Source organism: Actinorectispora metalli (assembly GCF_056323685.1).
In genome coordinates this window covers 2,230,176-2,251,080 of the sequence record NZ_JBREYE010000001.1, presented here as the reverse complement: position 1 = coordinate 2,251,080, position 20,905 = coordinate 2,230,176, and the positions used below count along the sequence as shown (strand labels likewise).

Sequence of the window (20,905 nt, the reverse complement as noted above, 5' to 3'; positions counted from 1 at the left end):
CCCTTGTTAGCGTGCCCCACCGCGGTTCGGACGTCCGGCAGAGAGGGACCGGACGGTCGAGACGGGTGGTACAGCGAACCCAATCGAGGGGAACTCGGCGCTTCGCCGTGCCTTCGTGCACAGTTGTGGACAAGTGTGTGGATGCTTCACTCGATGGCGTCCACCATGGTGACCTTGCCGATCGCCCCTCGGCAGGGACCACGAGAAGGGGGCCCACCTACCGGTGGGTAATGTGCCGGTGAGGGGAGGGGAGCCAACCCATGTCCGACTATCAAACCGAACTAGGTCTGGTCTGGGACCAGGTAGTACAAGAGCTTTCGTCGGGCACTCTGTCTCCCCAGCAACGGGCGTGGATGCGGGTGACCCGCCCGATCGGCCTGCTGGACGGAACCGCACTGCTCGCCGCGCCGAGCGACTTCGCCAAGGAAGCCATCGAGCGCGCGCTGCGGGAACCGATCACCCAGGCCCTGTCCCGGCATCTCGGCCGGGCGGTCTCGCTGGCGGTCAAGGTGGACACCGCGTCCCCGCTGCGGCCGCTGATCTCGCCGGACGGCAAGTCGGCCGCCATGAACTCTCCGATCGGAAGCGACGGCACGCAGGCGACGACGCTACCGCCTCCGATGCCCGCCCCCGTCGCGCAGGCGAACTCGGTGAACTCGGTTGGTGCCAACCCGGTCAACTCGGTGCCGATGGCTCCGATGCCCGCCGAGGTTTTCGAGCAGCCGCCTGCGGCGGACCCGGGTGCTCCGCCGAAAACCGAGGAGCCGCCCGCCGCGGCCGAGGAAGAGCCGGATGCCTCCGACGCCTCGGATGTGGATGAGGAGGGCGAGGCGCTCGCCAGCGTGCACGAGATCTGGCCGACCTTCGCCGGGAACTCCAACACCGCGCCCAGCCGCCCCAACTCGCAGACGAAGCTGAACGAGAAGTACACCTTCGACACCTTCGTCATCGGCGCATCCAACCGGTTCGCCCACGCCGCGGCGGTCGCGGTGGCCGAGGCGCCGTCCCGGGCGTACAACCCGCTGTTCATCTGGGGCGAGTCCGGCCTGGGCAAGACCCACCTGCTGCACGCGGTCGGGCACTACGCCCAGCGGCTGTTCCCCGGCATGCGGGTGCGCTACGTCTCCACCGAAGAGTTCACCAACGACTTCATCAACTCGCTGCGGGACGACCGCAAGGTCGCCTTCCAGCACCGGTACCGCAACGTCGACGTGCTGCTGGTCGACGACATCCAGTTCCTGGAGGGCAAGGAAGGAACTCAGGAGGAGTTCTTCCACACCTTCAATACCCTGCACAATTCGAACAAGCAGATCGTGGTGTCCTCCGACCGGCCGCCCAAGCGGCTGGAGACGCTGGAGGACCGGCTGCGCACCCGGTTCGAGTGGGGACTGATCACCGACATCCAGCCGCCCGAGTTGGAAACGCGCATCGCGATCCTGCGCAAGAAGGCGGCACAGGACCGGCTGGCGGCGCCCGCCGAGGTGCTGGAGTTCATCGCGGCCAGGATCGAGCGCAACATCCGCGAGCTGGAGGGCGCGCTGATCCGCGTCACCGCGTTCGCCTCGCTCAACCGGCAGCCGGTGGACGTGCAACTTGCCGAGATCGTGCTCCGCGACCTCATCCCCGACTCGCAGGTACCGGAGATCACCGCGTCCACGATCATGGCGGTGACCGCCGAGTTCTTCGGCGTGACCATCGACGATCTCTGCGGCCCCGGCAAGACCAAGGCGCTCGCGCAGGCCCGTCAGATCGCCATGTATCTGTGCCGAGAGCTCACCGACCTGTCGCTGCCCAAGATCGGGCAGACCTTCGGCGGCCGCGACCACACCACGGTCATGTACGCGGACAAGAAGATCCGCAAGGAGATGGCGGAGCGGCGCCGGATCTACGACCAGGTCCAGGAACTCACCACCCGGATAAAGCAGCGCGCTCGCGGCTGACCCGCGGTTAAGCCGGCCGACTGCCTTATGAAAGGAGCAGTCGTGCCGGAACCCCGGGTACCCGTCACCGATGACGAGATCGCCGCCGCCTACATCGCCGCACCGCCGGAGTTGAACTCCACGGTCACGCTCTCCGACTACGACCCGGGCTGGCCCGCGAGCTTCGAGAACGAGGCCCGACGAATCCGCGCCGCCCTGGGCGACCGGGTCGTGCTGCTCGAACACGTCGGCTCGACCTCGGTGCCGGGGCTGTGCGCGAAGCCGGTCATCGACATCCTGCTGGCGGTGCCCGACTCCGCCGACGAGGACGCCTACGTCCCCGCGCTGACCACGGTCGGGTACCGGCTGGTGATCCGCGAGCCGGACTGGGAGCAGCACCGGCTGTTCAAGGGCCAGGACACCGACCTGAATCTGCACGTGTACTCCCCGGACAGCCCGGAGATCGACCGCACCCTGCGCTTCCGCGACCGGCTGCGGGCCGATGAGGCCGACCGCGACCTGTACGCACGGACAAAGCGGGAACTCGCGGGCAGGCGGTGGAGGTACATGCAGAACTACGCCGACGCCAAGAGCGCGGTGATCGACGAGATCCTGTCCCGCGCCGCACCTCTTATTGGACAGCCGCCCGGGCCGGACCGACCGCCCCACCGATAAAAGGTGCTCGCCGACGCCGACCAAGGGTGCCCGCACGCCTACCCACAGGCAGGAAATGTGCTGGTAGGCGGACGTTTTCCTGTGCGCTGGATAACAATCGTCATCCGTCCGGGCAGAAGTTATCCACACACAGGCTGTGCACTACTGCCCCTAGTTGATCAACGCTTCCTGTGCACATCTGTGTGGACAGCTGGGGGCAACTGTGGAGCGTTTGGCGAAGGGCCGAAGTTGTGCACCGATCGGCCGATCCATCCACCGGTTGACCACCTGCTCGCTCCACAGCCGACGCGGCCGTGTGGCCTGGGACAATCGGCGTTGTCCACAGAACTCACAGGGCTTATTACTGTCATCAGCTTTGTCCCTTGAGAAGAAAAACCACCAGAAACAGGGGCGGTGGATTGTGGGGACAGCTCGGCTCGGGGCGGTGGAGAGCTTTCCGGTGAAGGAATCCGCCCCGGATGACGCCGAGGCCGATCACGTTCTACGGTTGGGAAACCTGCCGCGCCGGAACGGGGAGGCTCAGGCATCACGGCGACCGGGTTGCTCTAGGCCCCGCCGTGCCCTGGCCCCCGGCTACCGGTGCGGTGCGTGCCGACTCGACCCGCACTCGAGATGTGCTGCGGGACGACTGGAAAGGAATCCCCATGAAGATCCGCGTCGAGCGCGACGGCCTCGCGGACGCTGTCGCCTGGGTGGCGCGCAGCCTGCCGTCTCGCCCGCCAGTGCCAGTGCTCGGTGGGGTCCTCCTCGATGCGGGCTCCGGTTCCGATGGCGGTGACGCCGAGGCACTGACCGTCTCGGGATTCGACTACGAGGTGTCCACCGAGGTCGGAGTGCCTGCCACCATCGCCGACGCAGGCCGGGTGCTGGTGTCCGGTCGGCTGCTGGCCGACATCACCAAGGCGCTGCCGAACCATCCGGTGGAGATCACCGTTGACGGCTCCCGGGTCAACATCACCTGCGGCAGCTCCAAGTTCAGCCTGCCCACCATGCCGGTCGAGGACTACCCGCAGCTGCCGGCGATGCCCGGACTTGCGGGCGCGGTCTCCGCGGATGTTTTCGGCTCGGCGGTGTCCCAGGTCGCGGTGGCCGCCGGAAAAGACGACACGCTGCCGATGCTCACCGGCATCCGGTTGGAGATCAACTCCGACCAGGTCACCCTGGTGGCCACCGACCGGTTCCGGCTGGCGATCCGGGAGTTCACCTGGGAGCCGACCGGCTCGGTCGACGACACCTCGGTGCTGGTGCCCGCCCGGACCATGGCCGAGGCGGCCAAGACCCTCGGCTCGGCGGGCAAGAAGGTCGAGCTCTCGCTGGGGTCGACCGACGGACTGATGGGCCTGTCCGGTTCGGGTCGCCGCACGACCACCCGGCTGCTGGACGCCGACTTCCCGAAGTACCGCCAGCTGCTGCCCAGCGAGCACAGCGCCAACGCGATCGTCGACGTCGCCCCGCTGGTCGAGGCGATCAAGCGCGTGTCGCTGGTCGCCGAGCGCGGCACCCAGGTCCGCCTGGAGTTCAGCGAAGCGGGCCTGCGCCTCACCGCAGGCGGCGACGATGAGGGCAGCGCGGAGGAGGAACTGCCGGTCGAGCTCACCGGCGACCCGCTGACCATCGCGTTCAACCCGGGCTACCTGCTGGACGGGCTCGGCGTGCTGCACACCGACCGCGCCCAGCTGTGCTTCACCACCCCCAGCCGCCCGGCGCTGCTCAAGCCGGTCAACGGCGACGGCGAGGTGCAGGCGGGTTATCTGTACCTGCTGATGCCGGTCCGCCTGCCGGGCTGAGAAAAGGTGAGCCGAGTCGCCGCATCGCGGCGACTCGATCCGCCCCGGCGGTACCGCTGCTGCGCAAGACTGGAACCGACACGAAATGGCACAGGGCACTACGGGAGGAACCGTGCAGCTCGGACTCGTCGGGCTCGGCAAAATGGGCTTCAACATGCGCGAGCGGCTGCGCGCCGCGGGCCATGAGGTGATCGGCTACGCCACGGACGCGAAGGTCAGCGATGTCGAGTCGCTGTCGGCCATGTCGCAGCGGCTGGAGGCGCCCCGGACGGTGTGGGTCATGGTGCCCTCCGGCGAACCGACCCGGCAGGTGATCGAGCAGCTTGCCTCGCACCTCGACGACGGCGACCTGGTGATCGAGGGCGGCAACTCGCGGTACACCGAGGACCAGCGCAACGCGGAGCTGCTCGGCGTGAAGGGCATCGGTTATCTGGACTGTGGAGTCTCCGGCGGGGTATGGGGGCGGGATAACGGCTACGGCCTGATGGTCGGCGGCGCGGCCGAGTTGGTCGAGCGGGCGATGCCGATCTTCGACGCGCTGCGTCCGGAGGGACCGCGCGAGGAGGGCTTCGCCCACGCGGGCGAGGTCGGTGCTGGTCACTTCGCGAAGATGGTGCACAACGGCATCGAGTACGGACTGATGCAGGCCTATGCCGAGGGCTACGAGCTGCTCACCGCCGCCCAGCAGGTCACCGATGTGCCCGCGGTGCTCAAGGCGTGGACCCGGGGCACGGTCGTCCGGTCCTGGCTGCTTGACCTGCTGGTCAAGGCGTTGGACGAGGACCCGAAGCTGTCCGAGCTGCGCGGCTACGTCGAGGACTCCGGCGAGGGTCGGTGGACCGTCGAGGAAGCGATCAACCACTCGGTGCCCGCCCCGGTGATCTCCGCGGCGCTGTTCGCCCGATTCGCCTCCCGCCAGGACGACTCGCCCGCCATGAAGGCCGTCGCCGCACTGCGCAACCAGTTCGGCGGCCACGCCGTGCACAAGGCGGGCCCGACCTCGGGCTCCGGCGAGGTCAAGTAGCGCTTTTGCGTCGGGGTGGGTGCCTGACAGGTGCCCACCCCGACGACGGCATGGAGGAGTAGCAGCTGTACGTCCGGCATCTGCAGGTGACCGACTTCCGGTCCTGGGAGCTCGCCGACCTCGCGTTCGAGCCGGGGCCGAGCGTGTTGATCGGCCAGAACGGTCAGGGCAAGACGAATCTGGTCGAGGCGATCGGCTATGTGGCGACGCTGGGTTCGCACCGGGTGGCCACCGACGCGCCGCTGGTCAGGATCGGCGCGAACCGGGCGGTGGTCCGGACGGCGGTGGTCAACGACGGCCGGGAACTGCTGGTGGAGCTGGAGATCACGCCGGGCAAGGCCAACCGGGCGCGGATCAACCGCGGTCCGGTGCCCCGGCCGCGTGAGGTGCTGGGGATTCTGCGCACGGTGTTGTTCGCGCCGGAGGACCTGGCGCTGGTGCGCGGTGATCCCACGGAGCGCAGGCGGTTCCTTGACGACATGCTGGTGTCGCGGGCGCCGCGGTACGCGGGCGTGCGCGCGGACTACGACCGGGTGCTGCGGCAGCGCAGCGCGCTGCTCAAGTCGGCGGGCATGGCCAAGCGCGGCCGCGGCCGGACCGGTGACGCCGCCGCGGATCTGTCCACATTGGAGGTATGGGACGGCCACCTCGCCCGACACGGCGCGGAACTCCTTGCGGCCCGGCTGGATCTGGTGGCCGACCTCGCGCCGCATCTGGCCGCCGCGTATGCCGGGGTCGCGCCGGAATCGCGGCCGGCGGCGATCGTCTACCGCAGCTGTATCGCAGGCTCACTGCCCGATGAGTACGGACGGCCGGACGGTGCGCGGGCCGATATCGAGGTCGTGCACGATGCGCTGCTCGCCGAACTGGACAAGGTGCGGCAGCAGGAATTGGAACGCGGCGTGTGTCTCATCGGGCCGCACCGCGACGACCTGGAGCTGATCCTCGGCGAGACCCCGGCCAAGGGCTATGCCAGCCATGGCGAGTCGTGGTCCTTCGCGCTCGCGCTGCGACTTGCCGGGTTCGAGTTGCTGCGTGGCGATGGGGTGGAGCCGGTGCTCATCCTTGATGATGTCTTCGCCGAGCTGGATCGGCGGCGGCGGCGGTGCCTCGCCGAGGTGGCCGCCTCGGCCGAGCAGGTTCTGGTGACCGCGGCGGTGGCTGAGGATGTCCCGGACGAGCTGTCCGGTCACCGGTACGAGGTTCGGGAGGGAGAGGTGTCGCGTGTCAGCTGACGGCAGCAATTCGGATAATCAGCGACATTCGGTGAGCCCGAGCTGTGTGACGGGTAACACAACTGGGGATAAACCTGTGGATGGTGTGGATAACTCGGTCACGGAGGAGTCTCAATCGGTAACCGAGCAAGTGAAGGCCCCTGATGTCGATAACCCAGGTGGCGGTATTTCCAACCCGCCTACCTCTGGTAACGCACAGTCTCTTCGGGGCTCCGATCTGGCCAGGGCCGCGCTGGAGGCTGCCCGGGAGTCGGCGAAGGCCCGGGGTCGTGCTCCCGGACGATCAAAGACTACCGGGCAGCTTCGGGCCCGTAGGCGCCGGGGGTGGTCCGGTGCGGGCGCCGATGATCGTGACCCCCAGCCGCTCGGCAAGCTCGCCTCCCGGATCGCCGCTGATCGCGGCTGGTCGGACAAGCTTTCCGGCGGGGTGGTGTTCGGCCGGTGGGCGAAGCTGGTCGGCCACGAGGTCGCCGACCACGCGGTCCCGATTGCGCTGCGGGACGGTGAACTCACGGTGCAGGCCGAGTCGACCGCGTGGGCGACCCAGCTTCGCCTGTTGCAGCGCCAACTGCTGCAACGCATCGCCGCGGGCGTCGGCCCGAACGTGGTGAAGCGGCTGAAGGTGCAGGGCCCGTCGGCGCCGAGTTGGCGCAAGGGTCCGCGACACGTGTCGGGGCGCGGTCCCCGGGACACCTACGGCTGACCATGCGGGGTGCCGATGTGTTGGCCGCGGCGGCCGAATCCGCCCGGTTCCTGTCCACAGTGGCCGATCGGGACTGGCAGGCGCCGGTGCCGGGGCTGGACTGGACGGCGGCCCAGACGATCGCCCACATCGCGGGCAGTTCGATCTGGTACGCGATGGACCTGGCGGGCGGTACCCAGCGCTTCGACAGCTTCGAGCCGGTGGTGCAGCACAAGATCGAGCCCGCCGAGCTGATCAGGACGATGACGGCATCGGCCGCGGTGCTCGCGGCGCTGGTCGATGCCACGCCGCCGCAGGCCCGCGGCTTCCACCCATGGGGGCTGGCCGATGCTTCGGGTTTCGCGGGCATGACCTGCGATGAGGTGCTGGTGCACACCCACGATGCGGGCCGCGCATTCGGCATCGACTTCACGCCGACGGCCGAGTTGGCCGAGCGGACCCTGCGCCGGATCTTTCCCTGGGCACCGACCGACCGGGATCCGTGGCAGACCCTGTTGTGGGCCAACGGCCGCACCGAACTCGAGGGTCATCCCCGGCAGGAGCGCTGGCGCTGGCACTGCGCGCCACTGTCCGAATGGGACGGCACCAGCCCCACCAGGTAGGGCCGGTGCCGCCTGTGCTTCAGCCGAGGTCTCGGCGTCGGAAGCCCGCCAGCCCAACCGCGGTGAGAGCCAGGGTCACGGCGGTCAGCCAGACCAGGGGCTCGGCGGAGACCTCGGCGCCGGGGAGCTTCGGCACGTGGGTGAACGGCGAGAGGTCGAGCGCCCACTGGTCAAGCCGCAGCATCGGACCAAGCTGGCCGAGCAGCAGGAACACCACGAGTGCGCCCCAGGACAGCACGACAAGTCGGGGTGCCAGTCCGAACAACGCCATCGCGATGCCCGCCGACACCCAGACCGCGGGCAGTTGGACGAGGGCGCCGCCGAGGACGCGCGGCAGTTCCCCAGCCACGTCGCCGGTGCGCACTCCGTGCGCCAGGCCCGCCGTGAGCCCGGCCGTGGTCAACAGCACCGCGGTGCCGAGGAAGGCGAAGACCAGGTGGCTCACCGCCCAGCCGGTCCTGCTCGTGCGGGTGGCCAGCACAGGTTCGGCGCGGAGCTCGGTCTCCTCTGTGCGCAGCCGCAGCGTCGCCTGAACCCCGTAGACGGCGGCCACCAGCCCGATGATGCCCATGGTGGTGGCCAGGTAGACGTCCACCAGGCCCTTCTGGCCACCGAGCAACGCGATCATCTGCTCCAGCTGCGGGTTGCCCTCGAGCAGATCGCCTATGCCGCTCGCCACGCTGCCGAACGCCAGACCGACCACGGCGAAGCCCGCCGACCAGCCCAGCAGCGAACCCCGCTGCAACCGGGCCGCCAAGGCGACCGGGTTGCTCAGCAGGCGCCCCGCCGATGCCGGGCCGGTGCGTGCGGGGAAGAACCCGGCGCCGACGTCCCGTCTGCTCTGTAGCAGGTAACTTCCCGCCACCAGCACGACCACGGTGGCCAGCGGCAGCGAGAACACGGTCCAGCGTTCGTCCGCGAAGGCACGGACCTGCTGCGCCCAGCCGATCGGCGAGAGCCAGGACAGCAAGCCAAGGCCGTCGCCCTCGCCCGCGGTGTCTCCCGCGGCTCTGAGCAGGAACGCGGCTCCCAGCAGGGCGCCCGCGATGCCCGCGGCGGCCCGCGAGCTCTCGGTGAGCTGCGCGGCCACCGCCGCTATCCCGGCGAATACCCAGCCCACGGAGGCGAAGGCCGCACCGAGTGCCAGCGAACCGGCCGTCGGCTCGCCGTTGGCGGCCAGCGCGGCCGCGATCAGCAGACCGAGGATCACGTTGGCGCCCAGCGTGACGAGCAGGCTCGCGGTCAGCGCGGCGTGCCTGCCGAGCACACCGGCGCCGAGCAGTTCGGAACGGCCGCTTTCCTCGTCGGTCCTGGTGTGCCGGACCACGGTGAGCAGGCTCATCAGCGCGATGAGAACGCCGAGGAAGCCCCCGAGCCGCCAGGCGACCAGCCCGCCGATCTCATGGAGGTTGAACGCCGGGCCGGTCAGCGCGAGCAAAGCCGGGTTCTTCCCGATGCCCTGCGCCAGGCCCAGCCGCGACTCGGGAGTCGCGTAGAGGTCGGCGAACGCCGAGGCGGTCGCGAATACCTGGCCCGACAGCGCCAGCATCCAGATGGGCAGCCGCACCCGGTCCAGTCGCAGCGCCAACCGGATCATCGATCCGGTGCCGGTCAGCGCGTTCACCGCGTCACCTGGTCCTGGTAGTGGCGGAGGAACAGCTCCTCCAGCGTGGGCGGCTGGCTGGTCAAACTCCGTACCCCCGACCGGGTGAGCAAGCGCAGCGCGTCGTCCAACTCGGAGGTGTCCACCTCGAAGCGCACGTGGTTCCCCCGCACGTCCAGGTCGTGCACCCCGGTGAGGCCGGTCAGGCCGTTCGGCGGGGTTGCGAGCTCGGCGGATATCGAGGTCCTGGTCAAATGGCGGAGCTCACCGAGGGTGCCGGTCTCCACGGTGTGGCCGTTGCGGATGATGCTGACCCGGTCGCACAGCGCCTCGACCTCGGCGAGGATGTGGCTGGACAGCAGTACGGTTCTGCCAAGGGCCCGCTCTTCGGAGATGCACTCCCGGAAGACCGCCTCCATCAGCGGGTCCAAGCCCGCGGTGGGCTCGTCCAGGATCAGCAACTCGACGTCGGAGGACAGGGCGGCCACCAGCGCCACCTTCTGTCGGTTCCCCTTGGAGTACGTGCGGGCCTTCTTGGTCGGGTCCAGGTCGAAGCGTTCAAGCAGTTCGGCCCGGCGCTCGCGGTTGAGGCCACCGCGCATGCGGCCCAGCAGGTCGATCACCTCGCCGCCGGACAGCGTCGGCCACAGCGCGACGTCGCCGGGCACATAGGCCAACCTGCGGTGCAGCCGTGTCGCGTCCTTCCAGGGGTCGCCGCCGAGCAACCGGGCGGTGCCCGCGTCCGCGCGGAGCAGGCCGAGAAGGACTCGGATGGTCGTGGACTTGCCGGACCCGTTCGGGCCGAGAAAGCCGTGGACCTCCCCAGTGGTGACGGTCAGTTCCAGACCGTCGAGCGCGCGTGTCCGGCCGAAGGACTTTGACAGGCCCGACACGGAGATCGCTGTCGTCATGGTTCAAAAGCTACATTGCATTCATGAATTACTGAAAGTTAAGAACGCATATAAACTCGGGAAGCGGACGGCTCGGAAGGAGATGATGGCGCGGTGACAGGGTTGGCGGCCGAAGAGCAGGACTCGCGGGACAGCGCGGCGGTGTCGAGGTTCATCGAGCGCTTCGCCGCGCTGCTCACCGAGGCCGGGATGCAGCGGATGGCCGCTCGGATCTTCACCGCACTGCTCGCCACCGACTCCGGCAGGCTGACCGCGGCCGAACTCGCGGAGGCGTTGCAGGCCAGTCCCGCGGCCATTTCCGGTGGCGTGCGGTATCTGAGCCAGGTCAACCTGGTCAGCAAGGAACGCGAGCCGGGCACCAGGCGAGACGTCTATGTGGTGCACGACGACACCTGGCATGAAGCGATCATGAAACGCGACCAGCTGCTGACCCGCTGGGAGAACAGTCTTCGTGACGGTGCGGCCACCCTCGGCGAGCACACCGAGGCGGGCCGACGGCTCACCGAGACGGTGCTGTTCTTCGAGTTCCTGCACGACGAGATGAACGGCATGTTCGAGCGCTGGCGCAAGTTCAGGGCCGAGCGACGGGCGGCCGAGGCGGATCGCTGAAAAATCTCGGGGCGAGCTGTCGATTCCGGCCTCGCGCCGTTCGTCGGATAGGCGAAAGGAGGCCAACATGAAGTACATGCTCATGCTCGTCGCGCCTGGCCTGGAGGACCCCGAGCTCACCGAGGAGCAACTGCGCGAGGCGATGGCCGCGCACCACAAGTTCTGGAGCTACCTGGACGAGCGCGGCATCGAGTGGTCGTCCAACCGCCTCGCCGCGGCGGGCACCGCGACGACCCTGCGGCCCGGGGGCGATGAACTGCTCATCACCGACGGGCCCTACGCCGAGCTCAAGGAACACATCGGGGGCTACTACCTGGTCGAGGCCGCCGACCTGGACGACGCGCTGGAGATCGCCAGGCACTGCCCGATGTGCGGCACCGCGATCGAGGTTCGGCCGGTCGAGACCGTGCCCGTCGGCTGAGACCGTGTCACCCGAGGACGTGCTGGCGCAGGTGTACCGCCGCGAGTGGGCGACCGTGCTCGCCGCGGTGGTGCGCCAGGCGCGTGACTTCGACCTCGCCGAGGAGGCCACCGCCGACGCGTTCGCGAAGGCGGTCGAGGCCTGGCGGCGGGACGGCGTGCCGGACAAGCCCGCCGCCTGGCTGATCAGGACCGCGAGCCGGAAGGCGCTGGACCGGCTGCGGCGCGAGCGGGTGCTGGCCCGGAAGCTGCCGCTGCTGATCGTGCCGGGCGAAGGGGAGCCGGTGACGGAGGAGATTCCCGACGAGCGGCTTCGGCTGGTCTTCACCTGCTGCCACCCCGCGCTGGCCGCCGATGCCAGGGTGGCGCTTACGCTGCGGCTCGTCTGCGGCATGCCGACCCCGGATGTGGCCAGGCTGTTCCTGATCGCCGAACCCACCATGGCCGCCCGGCTGACCAGGGCGAAGAAGAAGATCCGCGCGGCGGGCATCCCCTACCGGGTGCCCGCGGGACCCGAGCTTCCCGACCGGCTTTCCGGGGTGCTCGCGGTGCTCTACCTGCTGTTCACCGAGGGGCACACCGCGGCCCGAGGCCAAGCGCTGTCCCGGCGCGAATTGGCGGTGCGGGCCATCGAGTTGGGCAGGCTGCTGGTCACGCTGATGCCGGATGAGCCGGAGGCGCTGGGCCTGCTCGGACTGATGCTGCTCACCGACGCCCGGCGAGACACCCGCCTGGACATCGAGGGCAGGCTCATCCCGCTGGGCAGGCAGGACCGCACGCGGTGGGACCGCCCCGCCATCTCCGAAGGGCTCGCGCTGGTCGAGCGGGCGATGCTGCGCACCTCGGCGGCCGCACCGGGGCAGTACGCACTGCACGGCGCCATCGCCGCGGTGCATGCCGAATCGGCCTCGGCGGAGGAGACCGACTGGCAGCAGATCGTCGCGCTGTACGACACGCTGCTCACCCGCTTTCCGTCACCGGTGGCCGCGCTGGCCCGAGCCGCGGCGGTGGCCGAGGTCGACGGCCCCGAAGCGGGCCTCGCCGAACTGGACCGGCTGGCCGGACACCCCCGCCTGCGCGGCTACTACCTGCTGCCCGCCACGCGGGCGGAGTTCCTGCACCGGCTCGGCCGGACCGCGGAGGCCGCGTCGGAGCGGGCGAGGGCGGCGGAGCTGACCGGCAACGAGGTCGAGCGGGAGTTCCTGTTGTCCCCGCCGGTCTGACTCAGCGGCGACGGGTCTCGCGGACCGGGTTGCCCGGTGTCCAGTGCTGGACGATCAACTCGTCGCCGGACACCGAGGTGAGCACCGCCTCGGACAGTTCAACGTGAAACAGGTGCATCGGCTGCTGGGGCGGTTCGCCGAGCAACTCCTCGATCCGGTCCGGGTCGGTCACCTCGATGGCGCGGCCCGCGAGCTTGGCGTCGCCGCCCGCCATCGAGCCGTCACCCGGGTTGGCGTGGAAGGCGACCCGCGGGTCGCGCCGCAGGTCGGCGGCCTTCACCGCGCCCGGCATGGAGCCGATGAGCAGGTTCTCCCCGCGGAAGTCCACCTCGGTGCCACTGACCCGGGGTGCGCCGTCCCGACGCAGCGTCGCCATCACGTGGTGCTTGGTGGCGGTGAATCGGGCCTTCACCGCTGCCGCGAGGTCGGGAGCTTCCCGTTCGAAGTCATGCCAGATCGCCATGTCCTGAGCGTCCCATCCGTCCCTGACAGTTCGGGCAGGCTGATGGGAGGCCGAGCGGGGCTCGAATCGGCAGCCGTGCCCGAATGGGCGTGAGCGGTTCAGAGTGAGCATTCCGGCCCTCGCGACTCGTCCTCAATCTTTTTCCGGCCTCTGTGACCTTCTCAGGGGTGTCCTAATAGCCCTTCTGAGTAGGTGGCCCGGTAAGATTCAGGGAGGCTGTGCGAGTGCCCCGCGTTCGCGGTCGGCCGCCAGCCTGGAACAGACGCAGTTTCCCGAGGAGACGTCGAGGCCCGTGGCAGCGAAGAAGAACCAGTACAGCGCTTCGTCCATCACCGTGCTCGAAGGCCTCGACGCGGTCCGCAAGCGGCCCGGCATGTACATCGGCTCCACCGGTGAGCGAGGTCTGCACCATCTCGTCTGGGAGGTCGTGGACAACGCCGTCGACGAGGCGATGGCAGGTCACGCCACCAAGGTCGAGGTCACGCTGCTGCCCGACGGCGGAGTGCGGGTCGTCGACGACGGCCGTGGCATCCCGGTCGACATGCACCCGGTGGAGAAGCGCCCGGCCGTGGAGGTCGTGCTCACCACCCTGCATGCCGGCGGCAAGTTCGACGGCGAGTCCTACGCCGTCTCCGGTGGTCTGCACGGCGTGGGTGTCTCCGTGGTCAACGCGTTGTCCTCCGCCTTGGAGGTGGAGATCCACGTCCACGGCCACGTCTGGCGTCAGCGCTACGAGGACTCCAAGCCCGTGCACGAGCTGAACAAGGGCGAAGAGACCGACAAGACCGGCTCGATCATCACCTTCTGGCCCGACCCGAACGTCTTCGAGACCACGACCTTCAGCGCGGAGACCGTCGCCCGCCGCTTGCAGGAGATGGCGTTCCTGAACAAGGGCCTGCTCATCATCTTCCGCGACGAGCGGATCAGCGAAGCCGACGCGACCGAGGACGCTGAGGGCAACACCGCCACCATCCGGGAGCGCAAGTTCCAGTACCCCGGCGGCTTGGAGGACTTCGTCCGGCACCTCAACGCCACCCGCGACCCGGTCCACAAGAAGGTGATCGGCTTCGAGGGCAAGGGTCAGGGTCACGAGGTTGAGGTGGCCATGCAGTGGAACAACGGTTACAACTCCTCGGTCTACACCTTCGCCAACACCATCAACACCCATGAGGGCGGTACCCACGAGGAAGGCTTCCGCGCCGCGCTGACCTCCACGATCAACAAGTACGCCAAGGACAAGAAGCTGATCAAGGAGAAGGACGGCGCGCTCACCGGCGACGACGTCCGCGAGGGCCTGGCGGCGATCGTCAGCGTCAAGGTCGCCGAGCCCCAGTTCGAGGGCCAGACCAAGACCAAGCTGGGCAACACCGAGGTCAAGTCCTTCGTCCAGCGCATGTGCAACGAGCACCTCGCGGACTGGCTGGAGCGCAACCCCGCCGAGGCCAAGGTCATCATCACCAAGGCCGCGTCCAGCGCGCAGGCCCGACTGGCCGCGCGCCGCGCCCGCGAGTTGGTGCGCCGCAAGTCCGCGGGCGATATCGGCGGGCTGCCCGGCAAACTGGCCGACTGCCGCTCCACCGACCCCGCCCGCAGCGAGGTCTACGTCGTCGAGGGTGACTCCGCGGGCGGCTCCGCCAAGTCCGGCCGCGACTCCATGTACCAGGCGATCCTGCCGATCCGTGGCAAGATCATCAACGTGGAGAAGGCGCGCATCGACCGCGTGCTGAAGAACACCGAGGTCCAGGCCATCATCACCGCCCTGGGCACCGGCATCCACGACGAGTTCGACATCGGCAAGCTGCGCTACCACAAGATCGTGCTGATGGCCGACGCCGACGTGGACGGCCAGCACATCCAGACCCTGCTGCTGACCCTGCTGTTCCGCTTCATGCGGCCGCTCGTCGAGCACGGGCACGTCTACCTCGCGCAGCCGCCGTTGTACAAGATCAAGTGGCCGCGCAGCGAGCCGGAGTACGCCTTCTCCGACCGCGAGCGGGACGCACTGCTGGCCGCGGGCGCGGAAGCGGGCCGGAAGATCCCGCGGGACGACGGCATCCAGCGCTACAAGGGTCTCGGCGAGATGAACGCCTCCGAGCTGTGGGAAACCACCATGGACCCGGCGACCCGCACCCTGAAGCTGATCACCATGGATGACGCAGCCACCGCCGACGAGCTGTTCTCCATCCTCATGGGCGAGGACGTCGAGGCCCGCCGGTCGTTCATCACGCGCAACGCCAAGGACGTCCGCTTCCTCGACGTGTAGTCGCCAGCCCATCCCCATGAGCCGCATTCAAGAAGGACGCTAAGTGACCGAGACCACGCTGCCACCGTCTGGCGACCACGACCGCATCGAGCCGGTCGACATCCAGCAGGAAATGCAGCGCTCCTACGTCGACTACGCGATGAGCGTGATCGTGGGCCGCGCGCTGCCCGACGTCCGCGACGGTCTGAAGCCGGTGCACCGCCGGGTGCTGTACTCGATGTACGACAACGGCTTCCGCCCGGACCGCAGCTACGTCAAGTGCGCGCGCGTGGTCGGCGACGTGATGGCGAACTACCACCCGCACGGCGACTCGGCCATCTACGACACCCTGGTGCGGATGGCGCAGCCGTGGTCGCTGCGCTACCCGCTGGTCGACGGGCAGGGCAACTTCGGCTCGCCGGGCAACGACCCCGCCGCCGCCATGCGGTACACCGAGTGCCGCATGACGCCGCTGTCGATGCAGATGCTGGCCGATATCGACGAGGACACCGTCGACTTCGTGCCGAACTACGACGGCAAGACCATGCAGCCCGCCGTGTTGCCGAGCCGCATCCCCAACCTGCTGGTCAACGGCGGTTCGGGCATCGCGGTCGGTATGGCGTCCAACATCCCGCCGCATAACCTGCGGGAGGTCGCCGACGGTGTGGTCTGGGCGTTGGAGAACGCCGAGGCCACCGACGAGGAGCTGCTGGAAGCGCTGATCGAGCGGATCAAGGGCCCCGACTTCCCGACCCGCGGCCTGATCGTCGGCCGGTCCGGCATCGAGGACGCCTACCGCACCGGCCGCGGTTCGGTGCGGATGCGGTCGGTGGTCGAGGTCGAGGAGGACAACAAGGGACGCACCATCCTGGTCGTCACCGAGCTGCCCTACCAGGTCAACCCGGACAACCTGATCGAGAACATCGCCGCGCTGGCCCGCGACGGCAAGCTGACCGGCATCGCCGAGATCAACGACGAGTCCTCGGACCGCATCGGCAGGCGCATCGTGATCACGCTCAAGCGCGACGCGGTGGCCAAGGTGGTGCTGAACAACCTCTACAAGCAGACCCAGCTGCAGTACAGCTTCGGCGTCAACATGCTGGCCATCGTCGACAACGTGCCGCGCACGCTGCGGCTGGACCAGATCGTCCGGCACTACGTCCGGCACCAGGTCGAGGTCATCGTCCGGCGCACCCGCTTCCGGCTGCGCAAGGCCGAGGAGCGGGCGCACATCCTGCGCGGCCTGGTCAAGGCGCTGGACATGCTGGACGAGGTCATCGCGTTGATCCGGCGATCGCAGACCGCGGAGATCGCGCGAACCGGCCTGATGGAGCTGCTCGACGTCGACGAGATCCAGGCCACCGCGATCCTGGACATGCAGCTTCGCAAGCTGGCGGCGCTGGAGCGGCAGAAGATCATCGACGAGCTGGCCGAGCTCGAGCGGATCATCGCGGACCTGAAGGACATCCTGGACAAGCCCGAGCGGCAGCGTCAGATCATCCGTGACGAGCTGCTGGCGATCGTGGAGAAGCACGGTGACGACCGCCGCACGGTGATCGTCCCCTTCGACGGCGAGGTGTCCATGGAGGACCTCATCGCCGTGGAGGACGTGGTCGTCACGATCACCCGCACCGGCTACGCCAAGCGCACCAAGACCGACCTCTACCGCGCGCAGAAGCGCGGCGGCAAGGGCGTGCAGGGCGCGACGCTGAAGCAGGACGACATCGTCGAGCACTTCTTCATCACCTCGACGCACGACTGGCTGCTGTTCTTCACGAACAAGGGCCGGGTCTACCGGGTGAAGGCCTACGAGCTTCCGGAGGCCAACCGCAACGCCCGAGGGCAGCACGTGGCCAACCTGCTGGCGTTCCAGCCGGAGGAGTCCATCGCGCAGGTCATCCAGATCAAGGACTACACGGTGGCGCCGTACCTGGTGCTGGCCACGAAGTCCGGTCTGGTGAAGAAGAGCAAGCTGAGCGACTTCGACTCCAACCGCACCGGCGGCCTCATCGCGGTGAACCTCAAGGACGAGGACGAGCTGGTCGGCGCGGCGCTCTGCTCGGCGGATGACGACCTGCTGCTGGTGTCCGCCGACGGCCAGTCGATCCGTTTCCACGCCACCGACGACGCGCTGCGGCCGATGGGCCGGGCCACCTCGGGCGTGCTGGGCATGCGGTTCAACTCCGGTGACGAGCTGCTGGCGATGAACGTCGTCAAGCAGAACGAGGAGCACTTCCTGCTCGTGGCGACCGACGGCGGATATGCGAAGCGGACGCCAATCGAGGACTATCCGGTACAGGGCCGTGGCGGTAAGGGCGTGCTGACGATCCAGTACGACCGGCGTCGCGGCAGGCTGGTCGGAGCGCTGATCGTGGACCTCGCCGACCAGATCTTCGCGATCACCTCCACGGGTGGTGTGATCAGGACGAACGCGAAGGAAGTTCGGAAGGCCGGCAGGCAGACGAAGGGTGTTCGCTTGATGAACCTCGCCGAAGGCACCACTCTGGTGGCCGTGGCCCGGAATGCCGATGAGCCGGAGCCAGACACAATCGGTGGCAATGGCAGCGAGCCTGCCAACTGACACCGCGCACAACTCAAGCTAGGGACCACTCGTGACACCTTCGGACAAGCCCGCCAAGACAGGGACCGGCGAAACGGAGCAGACCTCGATCATCGAGGAAGAGGCTCTGGGGTCTCACGAGTGGACCGGCTCGCTGCCCACCGACGAGCCGAGCCAGGAACCCGCGGCGGACTCGGCGGCCGATACGGAGGCCGAGCCCGCCACCGGGACGGCTGATGTGCCTGTTCAGGCGGATGATGACCTGCCGGTGGACCGGGCAGGTGTCATCGAGCCGACTACGGTGCTACCAGTGATCAACAAGAGCACCGAGTCGCAGGCTGAGGAGCGGGTCGACGACGCCGTGGACACCGAGCGACCCGTTTCGGACGAGCAGCCGGAGCCCGCGGCGGAGGTCGACCGGACGGAGATCACCGAGACCGACTCGGCGGCGCCCGCCGAGCAGGGCGGCGAATTCCAGGACGTGGTCGACGCGCCGGAACCGCTCGACGTCACCGATCCGCCGGACGCTCCGGACACCGTGACGGGCGAGCTTCCGTCACCTGATCCGGTGGAACCGTCCGCCGAATCGGGGCAGGAGCCCAACCGCTCCGACGAGGACATCGCAGTCGCCGCGGGCGGCCTGCCGCCATGGCAGCGGGTCTCCTCCGACTTCAGCGAGCGGCCGCCGGAGTCGACAGGTGAATTCGAGCGGCTGCGCGAGTCGGAGCGCAACGACGAGACGCAGCGGATCGCCGAGGGCGCGGCCACCGAGAAGATGGACGTCCGGGACAACAACACCCCCGACCCCGGTTCGATCGCCGCCGCGGCGATGGGCATGTCCGGCGCCGCGCTCAAGGGCCTCGGCGGTATCGGCACCCTGGGTCGCACCTCGGTGACGCTCGGAGAGAGCGGCCAGGGCGGCTACAGCGGTGCCAGTGGGTCCGGCGCCACCAGGACCGGTGCCGCGGCCTCCGCCGTGCGGCGCACCGCGCGAGGACCCCGCCGGGCCAGCCTCCAGGTCAAGCGCGTCGACCCCTGGTCGGTGCTCAAACTCGCCCTGGTGCTGTCCGTGGTGCTGTTCTTCGTCTGGCTGGTGGCCGTCGGCGTGCTCTACATCGTGCTGGAGGGCATGGGCACCTGGAACCAGCTCAACGGCGCCTACGGCGACCTGGTGCGCCCCGAGGACGGCGGCGGTGGCGAGCAGCTGATCAGCGCGGGCCGCGTGTTCGGAGCCGCCTCCATCGTCGGAGCGGTCAACATCGTGTTGTTCACCGCGCTGGCCACCGTTGGCGCCTTCGTCTACAACATCGCGGCCGATCTCGTTGGCGGAGTGGAACTCACGCTGTCGGAACGGGAGTGACGACGCGGACCCCCGATTTGGGAGTCCGGCAGGCGGTGAGGTAATGTTCCCGCCTGCACGAGGGCCTATAGCTCAGCTCGGTTAGAGCGCTTCACTGATAATGAAGAGGTCGGTGGTTCAAGTCCACCTAGGCCCACGATCTGGATTGGGTGGGGTGTGTCGGCGGGAAGCGCCGACCCTCACCAGATCGTAATGATTTTGGGGGCCAAGCCCCCAAACCCCAGCCAGGGGGCTCTGCCCCCTGGACCCCCGCCACCGAGTGGCGGGCGGTTCCCAAGTTCCCGACGACTTCGGCTGGCTTGGCGTTCGGGATCTTTCTCTGGGGTTGCTTCAAACGGCAGAACTGGGCCCGACGCCTGCGTTGGGGAGCGGGTAGCCTGGCTTGGCAGGATCACTTCCCGCTCATTGAGGAGACTTGACCGTGGTGAAGAAGCTGATTGCTCTCGCAGCAGTCGCTGGTGCAGTCTTTTTGCTGGTTCGTCGCAGTCGTGCCGCGAAGGCCGAGGCGGACCTGTGGCGTGAGGCCACGGCCCCGACCGAGGGCTGATGGCCGGGCGAGCATTGCTCGCCCACCAAGGGGCCGTAGCTCAATTGGCAGAGCACCGCCTTTGCAAGGCGGGGGTTAGGGGTTCGATTCCCCTCGGCTCCACGACCTCGGGCCGACCATGCTCGGCGGCGACCTCTGGCTAACCATGCTCGGCGGCTTCGCCGCCTCGCCTGGTCGGCCGTCATAATTTTGGGGGGCCGAGCCCCCCAAACCCCCCACGGTGCGAGTTCCTTCCGACCCAGCGTGGTCCAGTTTGTTGACACCAACGTGGCACCTATGAGGCTGGCGTTCGCTCTGGCTAACTGGCTGCCCGACTTGGGCGGTTTGTGACGCTGCTGGGCGAGTTCTATCGCTTGGGGTATTTGTGGGTTTGTCGATATGTCGACAAATCGGTATGTGGTTTCCGACGTGGCTTGTAGTTACTTGCCTTGCTTCGCGGGTCAGCCGAGCTTCAACGTGGTGATCACATGCTCGGCGACCTTCGCGGGTCGTACCGTGGTCCGCTGATTGGATATCACCACTACGGCGTTGGGGCCCTTGGAGACTGCCACTACTGAGCCGTCGTCTTTCGCGAGGCTTCCGCCCTGCCAGTCGAGAACGCTCCTTTTCGAGGACTCGGCTACGGGCGCGGCTCGATCTACGGCGGCTCGGGCTTCGGCGTCACTGGCGGTTTTGAAGACAAAAACCTGTAGCTGTAGCTCGCCGGTCCTGCTGTAGAAGAAGCAGGCAGGAGGTTGGCCCTCGGAGATTCGGGTCTTCGCGACCTTTTGGCCGTTTGTGTCTTCGGCGATCTTTTGCGCGATGTAGGGACAGGGCCCGGTCGCACCCGGCTTGGGCAGTGCAGGGGGCTTCGCCTGCGCGGAGGTCGGAGAGCCTGTCGAGGCGTCGGACGAGGGGGCGGCAGAACCGGAACCGTCCGCCTGCTGCCCATCAGTGATGTTGTTGGCTCCGCAGCCGGCCACCAACACGAGACCCAGCGCCACCAGGATTCGCCTCATGCAGGCCAGTCAACCAGCCCCAAC

17 protein-coding genes, 2 tRNA genes and 1 pseudogene are annotated in these 20,905 nt (G+C 68.4%); 16 read left to right on the top strand and 4 right to left on the bottom strand.

The window, feature by feature from the left end; translation table 11 throughout:
* Window positions 1–260: 260 nt before the first annotated feature.
* From dnaA to ACU6XJ_RS10505, 7 genes are all read left to right on the top strand, one after another.
* The gene (gene dnaA / locus ACU6XJ_RS10535) at window positions 261–1,940 is read left to right on the top strand and encodes a chromosomal replication initiator protein DnaA (protein WP_476309143.1); all 1,680 of its coding nucleotides are present in this window, start codon (window positions 261–263) and stop codon (window positions 1,938–1,940) included.
* Window positions 1,941–1,982: 42 nt separating this feature from the next.
* Window positions 1,983–2,594 carry a GrpB family protein gene (locus ACU6XJ_RS10530; protein WP_476309140.1) on the top strand — a complete coding sequence of 204 codons (612 nt, stop codon included), beginning with the start codon at window positions 1,983–1,985 and terminating at the stop codon, window positions 2,592–2,594.
* A gap of 644 nt (window positions 2,595–3,238) precedes the next feature.
* Window positions 3,239–4,381, top strand: coding sequence for a DNA polymerase III subunit beta (dnaN, locus tag ACU6XJ_RS10525; RefSeq protein WP_476309137.1), 1,143 nt, complete (start codon window positions 3,239–3,241; stop codon window positions 4,379–4,381).
* A 37-nt stretch (window positions 4,382–4,418) separates the two neighbouring features.
* Window positions 4,419–5,405 carry a phosphogluconate dehydrogenase (NAD(+)-dependent, decarboxylating) gene (gene gnd, locus ACU6XJ_RS10520; RefSeq protein WP_476313920.1) on the top strand — a complete coding sequence of 329 codons (987 nt, stop codon included), beginning with the start codon at window positions 4,419–4,421 and terminating at the stop codon, window positions 5,403–5,405.
* A gap of 65 nt (window positions 5,406–5,470) precedes the next feature.
* Entirely contained in the window at window positions 5,471–6,640 is a 1,170-nt protein-coding gene (recF, locus tag ACU6XJ_RS10515) for a DNA replication/repair protein RecF (protein ID WP_476313918.1), read from the top strand.
* Between the two features lie 166 nt (window positions 6,641–6,806).
* Complete coding sequence (locus tag ACU6XJ_RS10510; protein ID WP_476313916.1) at window positions 6,807–7,343, top strand: DciA family protein; 537 nt, start codon at window positions 6,807–6,809, stop codon at window positions 7,341–7,343.
* Between the two features lie 17 nt (window positions 7,344–7,360).
* Window positions 7,361–7,945: a maleylpyruvate isomerase N-terminal domain-containing protein gene (locus ACU6XJ_RS10505; protein ID WP_476309135.1), complete on the top strand. Its 585-nt coding sequence runs from the start codon at window positions 7,361–7,363 to the stop codon at window positions 7,943–7,945.
* A 19-nt stretch (window positions 7,946–7,964) separates the two neighbouring features.
* On the opposite strand, the gene ACU6XJ_RS10500 is transcribed toward ACU6XJ_RS10505, so the two are convergent.
* A complete protein-coding gene (locus ACU6XJ_RS10500; RefSeq protein WP_476309132.1) occupies window positions 7,965–9,569 on the bottom strand; it encodes an ABC transporter permease in 1,605 nt (534 codons plus the stop codon).
* A complete protein-coding gene (locus ACU6XJ_RS10495; protein ID WP_476309129.1) occupies window positions 9,566–10,459 on the bottom strand; it encodes an ABC transporter ATP-binding protein in 894 nt (297 codons plus the stop codon). Before ACU6XJ_RS10495 ends, ACU6XJ_RS10500 begins: the two co-directional genes overlap by 4 nt.
* 93 nt (window positions 10,460–10,552) lie before the next feature.
* Here ACU6XJ_RS10495 and ACU6XJ_RS10490 point away from each other — a divergent pair, with 93 nt between their 5' ends.
* The 3 genes from ACU6XJ_RS10490 (at window position 10,553) to ACU6XJ_RS10480 (ending at window position 12,711) form a co-directional block, all read left to right on the top strand.
* Window positions 10,553–11,068 (top strand): GbsR/MarR family transcriptional regulator, encoded by a 516-nt coding sequence (locus tag ACU6XJ_RS10490; RefSeq protein ID WP_476309126.1) that lies wholly within the window; start codon window positions 10,553–10,555, stop codon window positions 11,066–11,068.
* Between the two features lie 67 nt (window positions 11,069–11,135).
* A complete protein-coding gene (locus tag ACU6XJ_RS10485; protein WP_476309123.1) occupies window positions 11,136–11,489 on the top strand; it encodes a YciI family protein in 354 nt (117 codons plus the stop codon).
* A 4-nt stretch (window positions 11,490–11,493) separates the two neighbouring features.
* Window positions 11,494–12,711 carry an RNA polymerase sigma factor gene (locus ACU6XJ_RS10480; RefSeq protein ID WP_476309121.1) on the top strand — a complete coding sequence of 406 codons (1,218 nt, stop codon included), beginning with the start codon at window positions 11,494–11,496 and terminating at the stop codon, window positions 12,709–12,711.
* Between the two features lies 1 nt (window position 12,712).
* Here the strand turns inward: ACU6XJ_RS10480 and ACU6XJ_RS10475 are convergent, their stop codons facing one another.
* Window positions 12,713–13,174: a pyridoxamine 5'-phosphate oxidase family protein gene (locus ACU6XJ_RS10475; RefSeq protein ID WP_476309117.1), complete on the bottom strand. Its 462-nt coding sequence runs from the start codon at window positions 13,172–13,174 to the stop codon at window positions 12,713–12,715.
* Between the two features lie 292 nt (window positions 13,175–13,466).
* Here ACU6XJ_RS10475 and gyrB point away from each other — a divergent pair, with 292 nt between their 5' ends.
* The 6 genes and pseudogenes from gyrB (at window position 13,467) to ACU6XJ_RS10445 (ending at window position 19,985) form a co-directional block, all read left to right on the top strand.
* Window positions 13,467–15,437: a DNA topoisomerase (ATP-hydrolyzing) subunit B gene (gyrB, locus tag ACU6XJ_RS10470; RefSeq protein WP_476309114.1), complete on the top strand. Its 1,971-nt coding sequence runs from the start codon at window positions 13,467–13,469 to the stop codon at window positions 15,435–15,437.
* A gap of 43 nt (window positions 15,438–15,480) precedes the next feature.
* Window positions 15,481–17,997, top strand: coding sequence for a DNA gyrase subunit A (gene gyrA / locus ACU6XJ_RS10465; RefSeq protein ID WP_476309111.1), 2,517 nt, complete (start codon window positions 15,481–15,483; stop codon window positions 17,995–17,997).
* 517 nt (window positions 17,998–18,514) lie between these two features.
* Window positions 18,515–19,336 carry a DUF3566 domain-containing protein gene (locus tag ACU6XJ_RS10460; RefSeq protein ID WP_476313915.1) on the top strand — a complete coding sequence of 274 codons (822 nt, stop codon included), beginning with the start codon at window positions 18,515–18,517 and terminating at the stop codon, window positions 19,334–19,336.
* 61 nt (window positions 19,337–19,397) lie between these two features.
* A tRNA-Ile gene (locus tag ACU6XJ_RS10455) sits at window positions 19,398–19,472 on the top strand.
* Between the two features lie 288 nt (window positions 19,473–19,760).
* Window positions 19,761–19,877 (top strand): annotated as a pseudogene (locus ACU6XJ_RS10450) (DLW-39 family protein); the annotation flags it as partial.
* Window positions 19,878–19,912: 35 nt separating this feature from the next.
* Window positions 19,913–19,985, top strand: a tRNA-Ala gene (locus tag ACU6XJ_RS10445).
* 338 nt (window positions 19,986–20,323) lie between these two features.
* Here the strand turns inward: ACU6XJ_RS10445 and ACU6XJ_RS10440 are convergent.
* Entirely contained in the window at window positions 20,324–20,881 is a 558-nt protein-coding gene (locus ACU6XJ_RS10440; protein WP_476309109.1) for a DUF2020 domain-containing protein, read from the bottom strand.
* Between the last annotated feature and the right edge of the window lie 24 nt (window positions 20,882–20,905).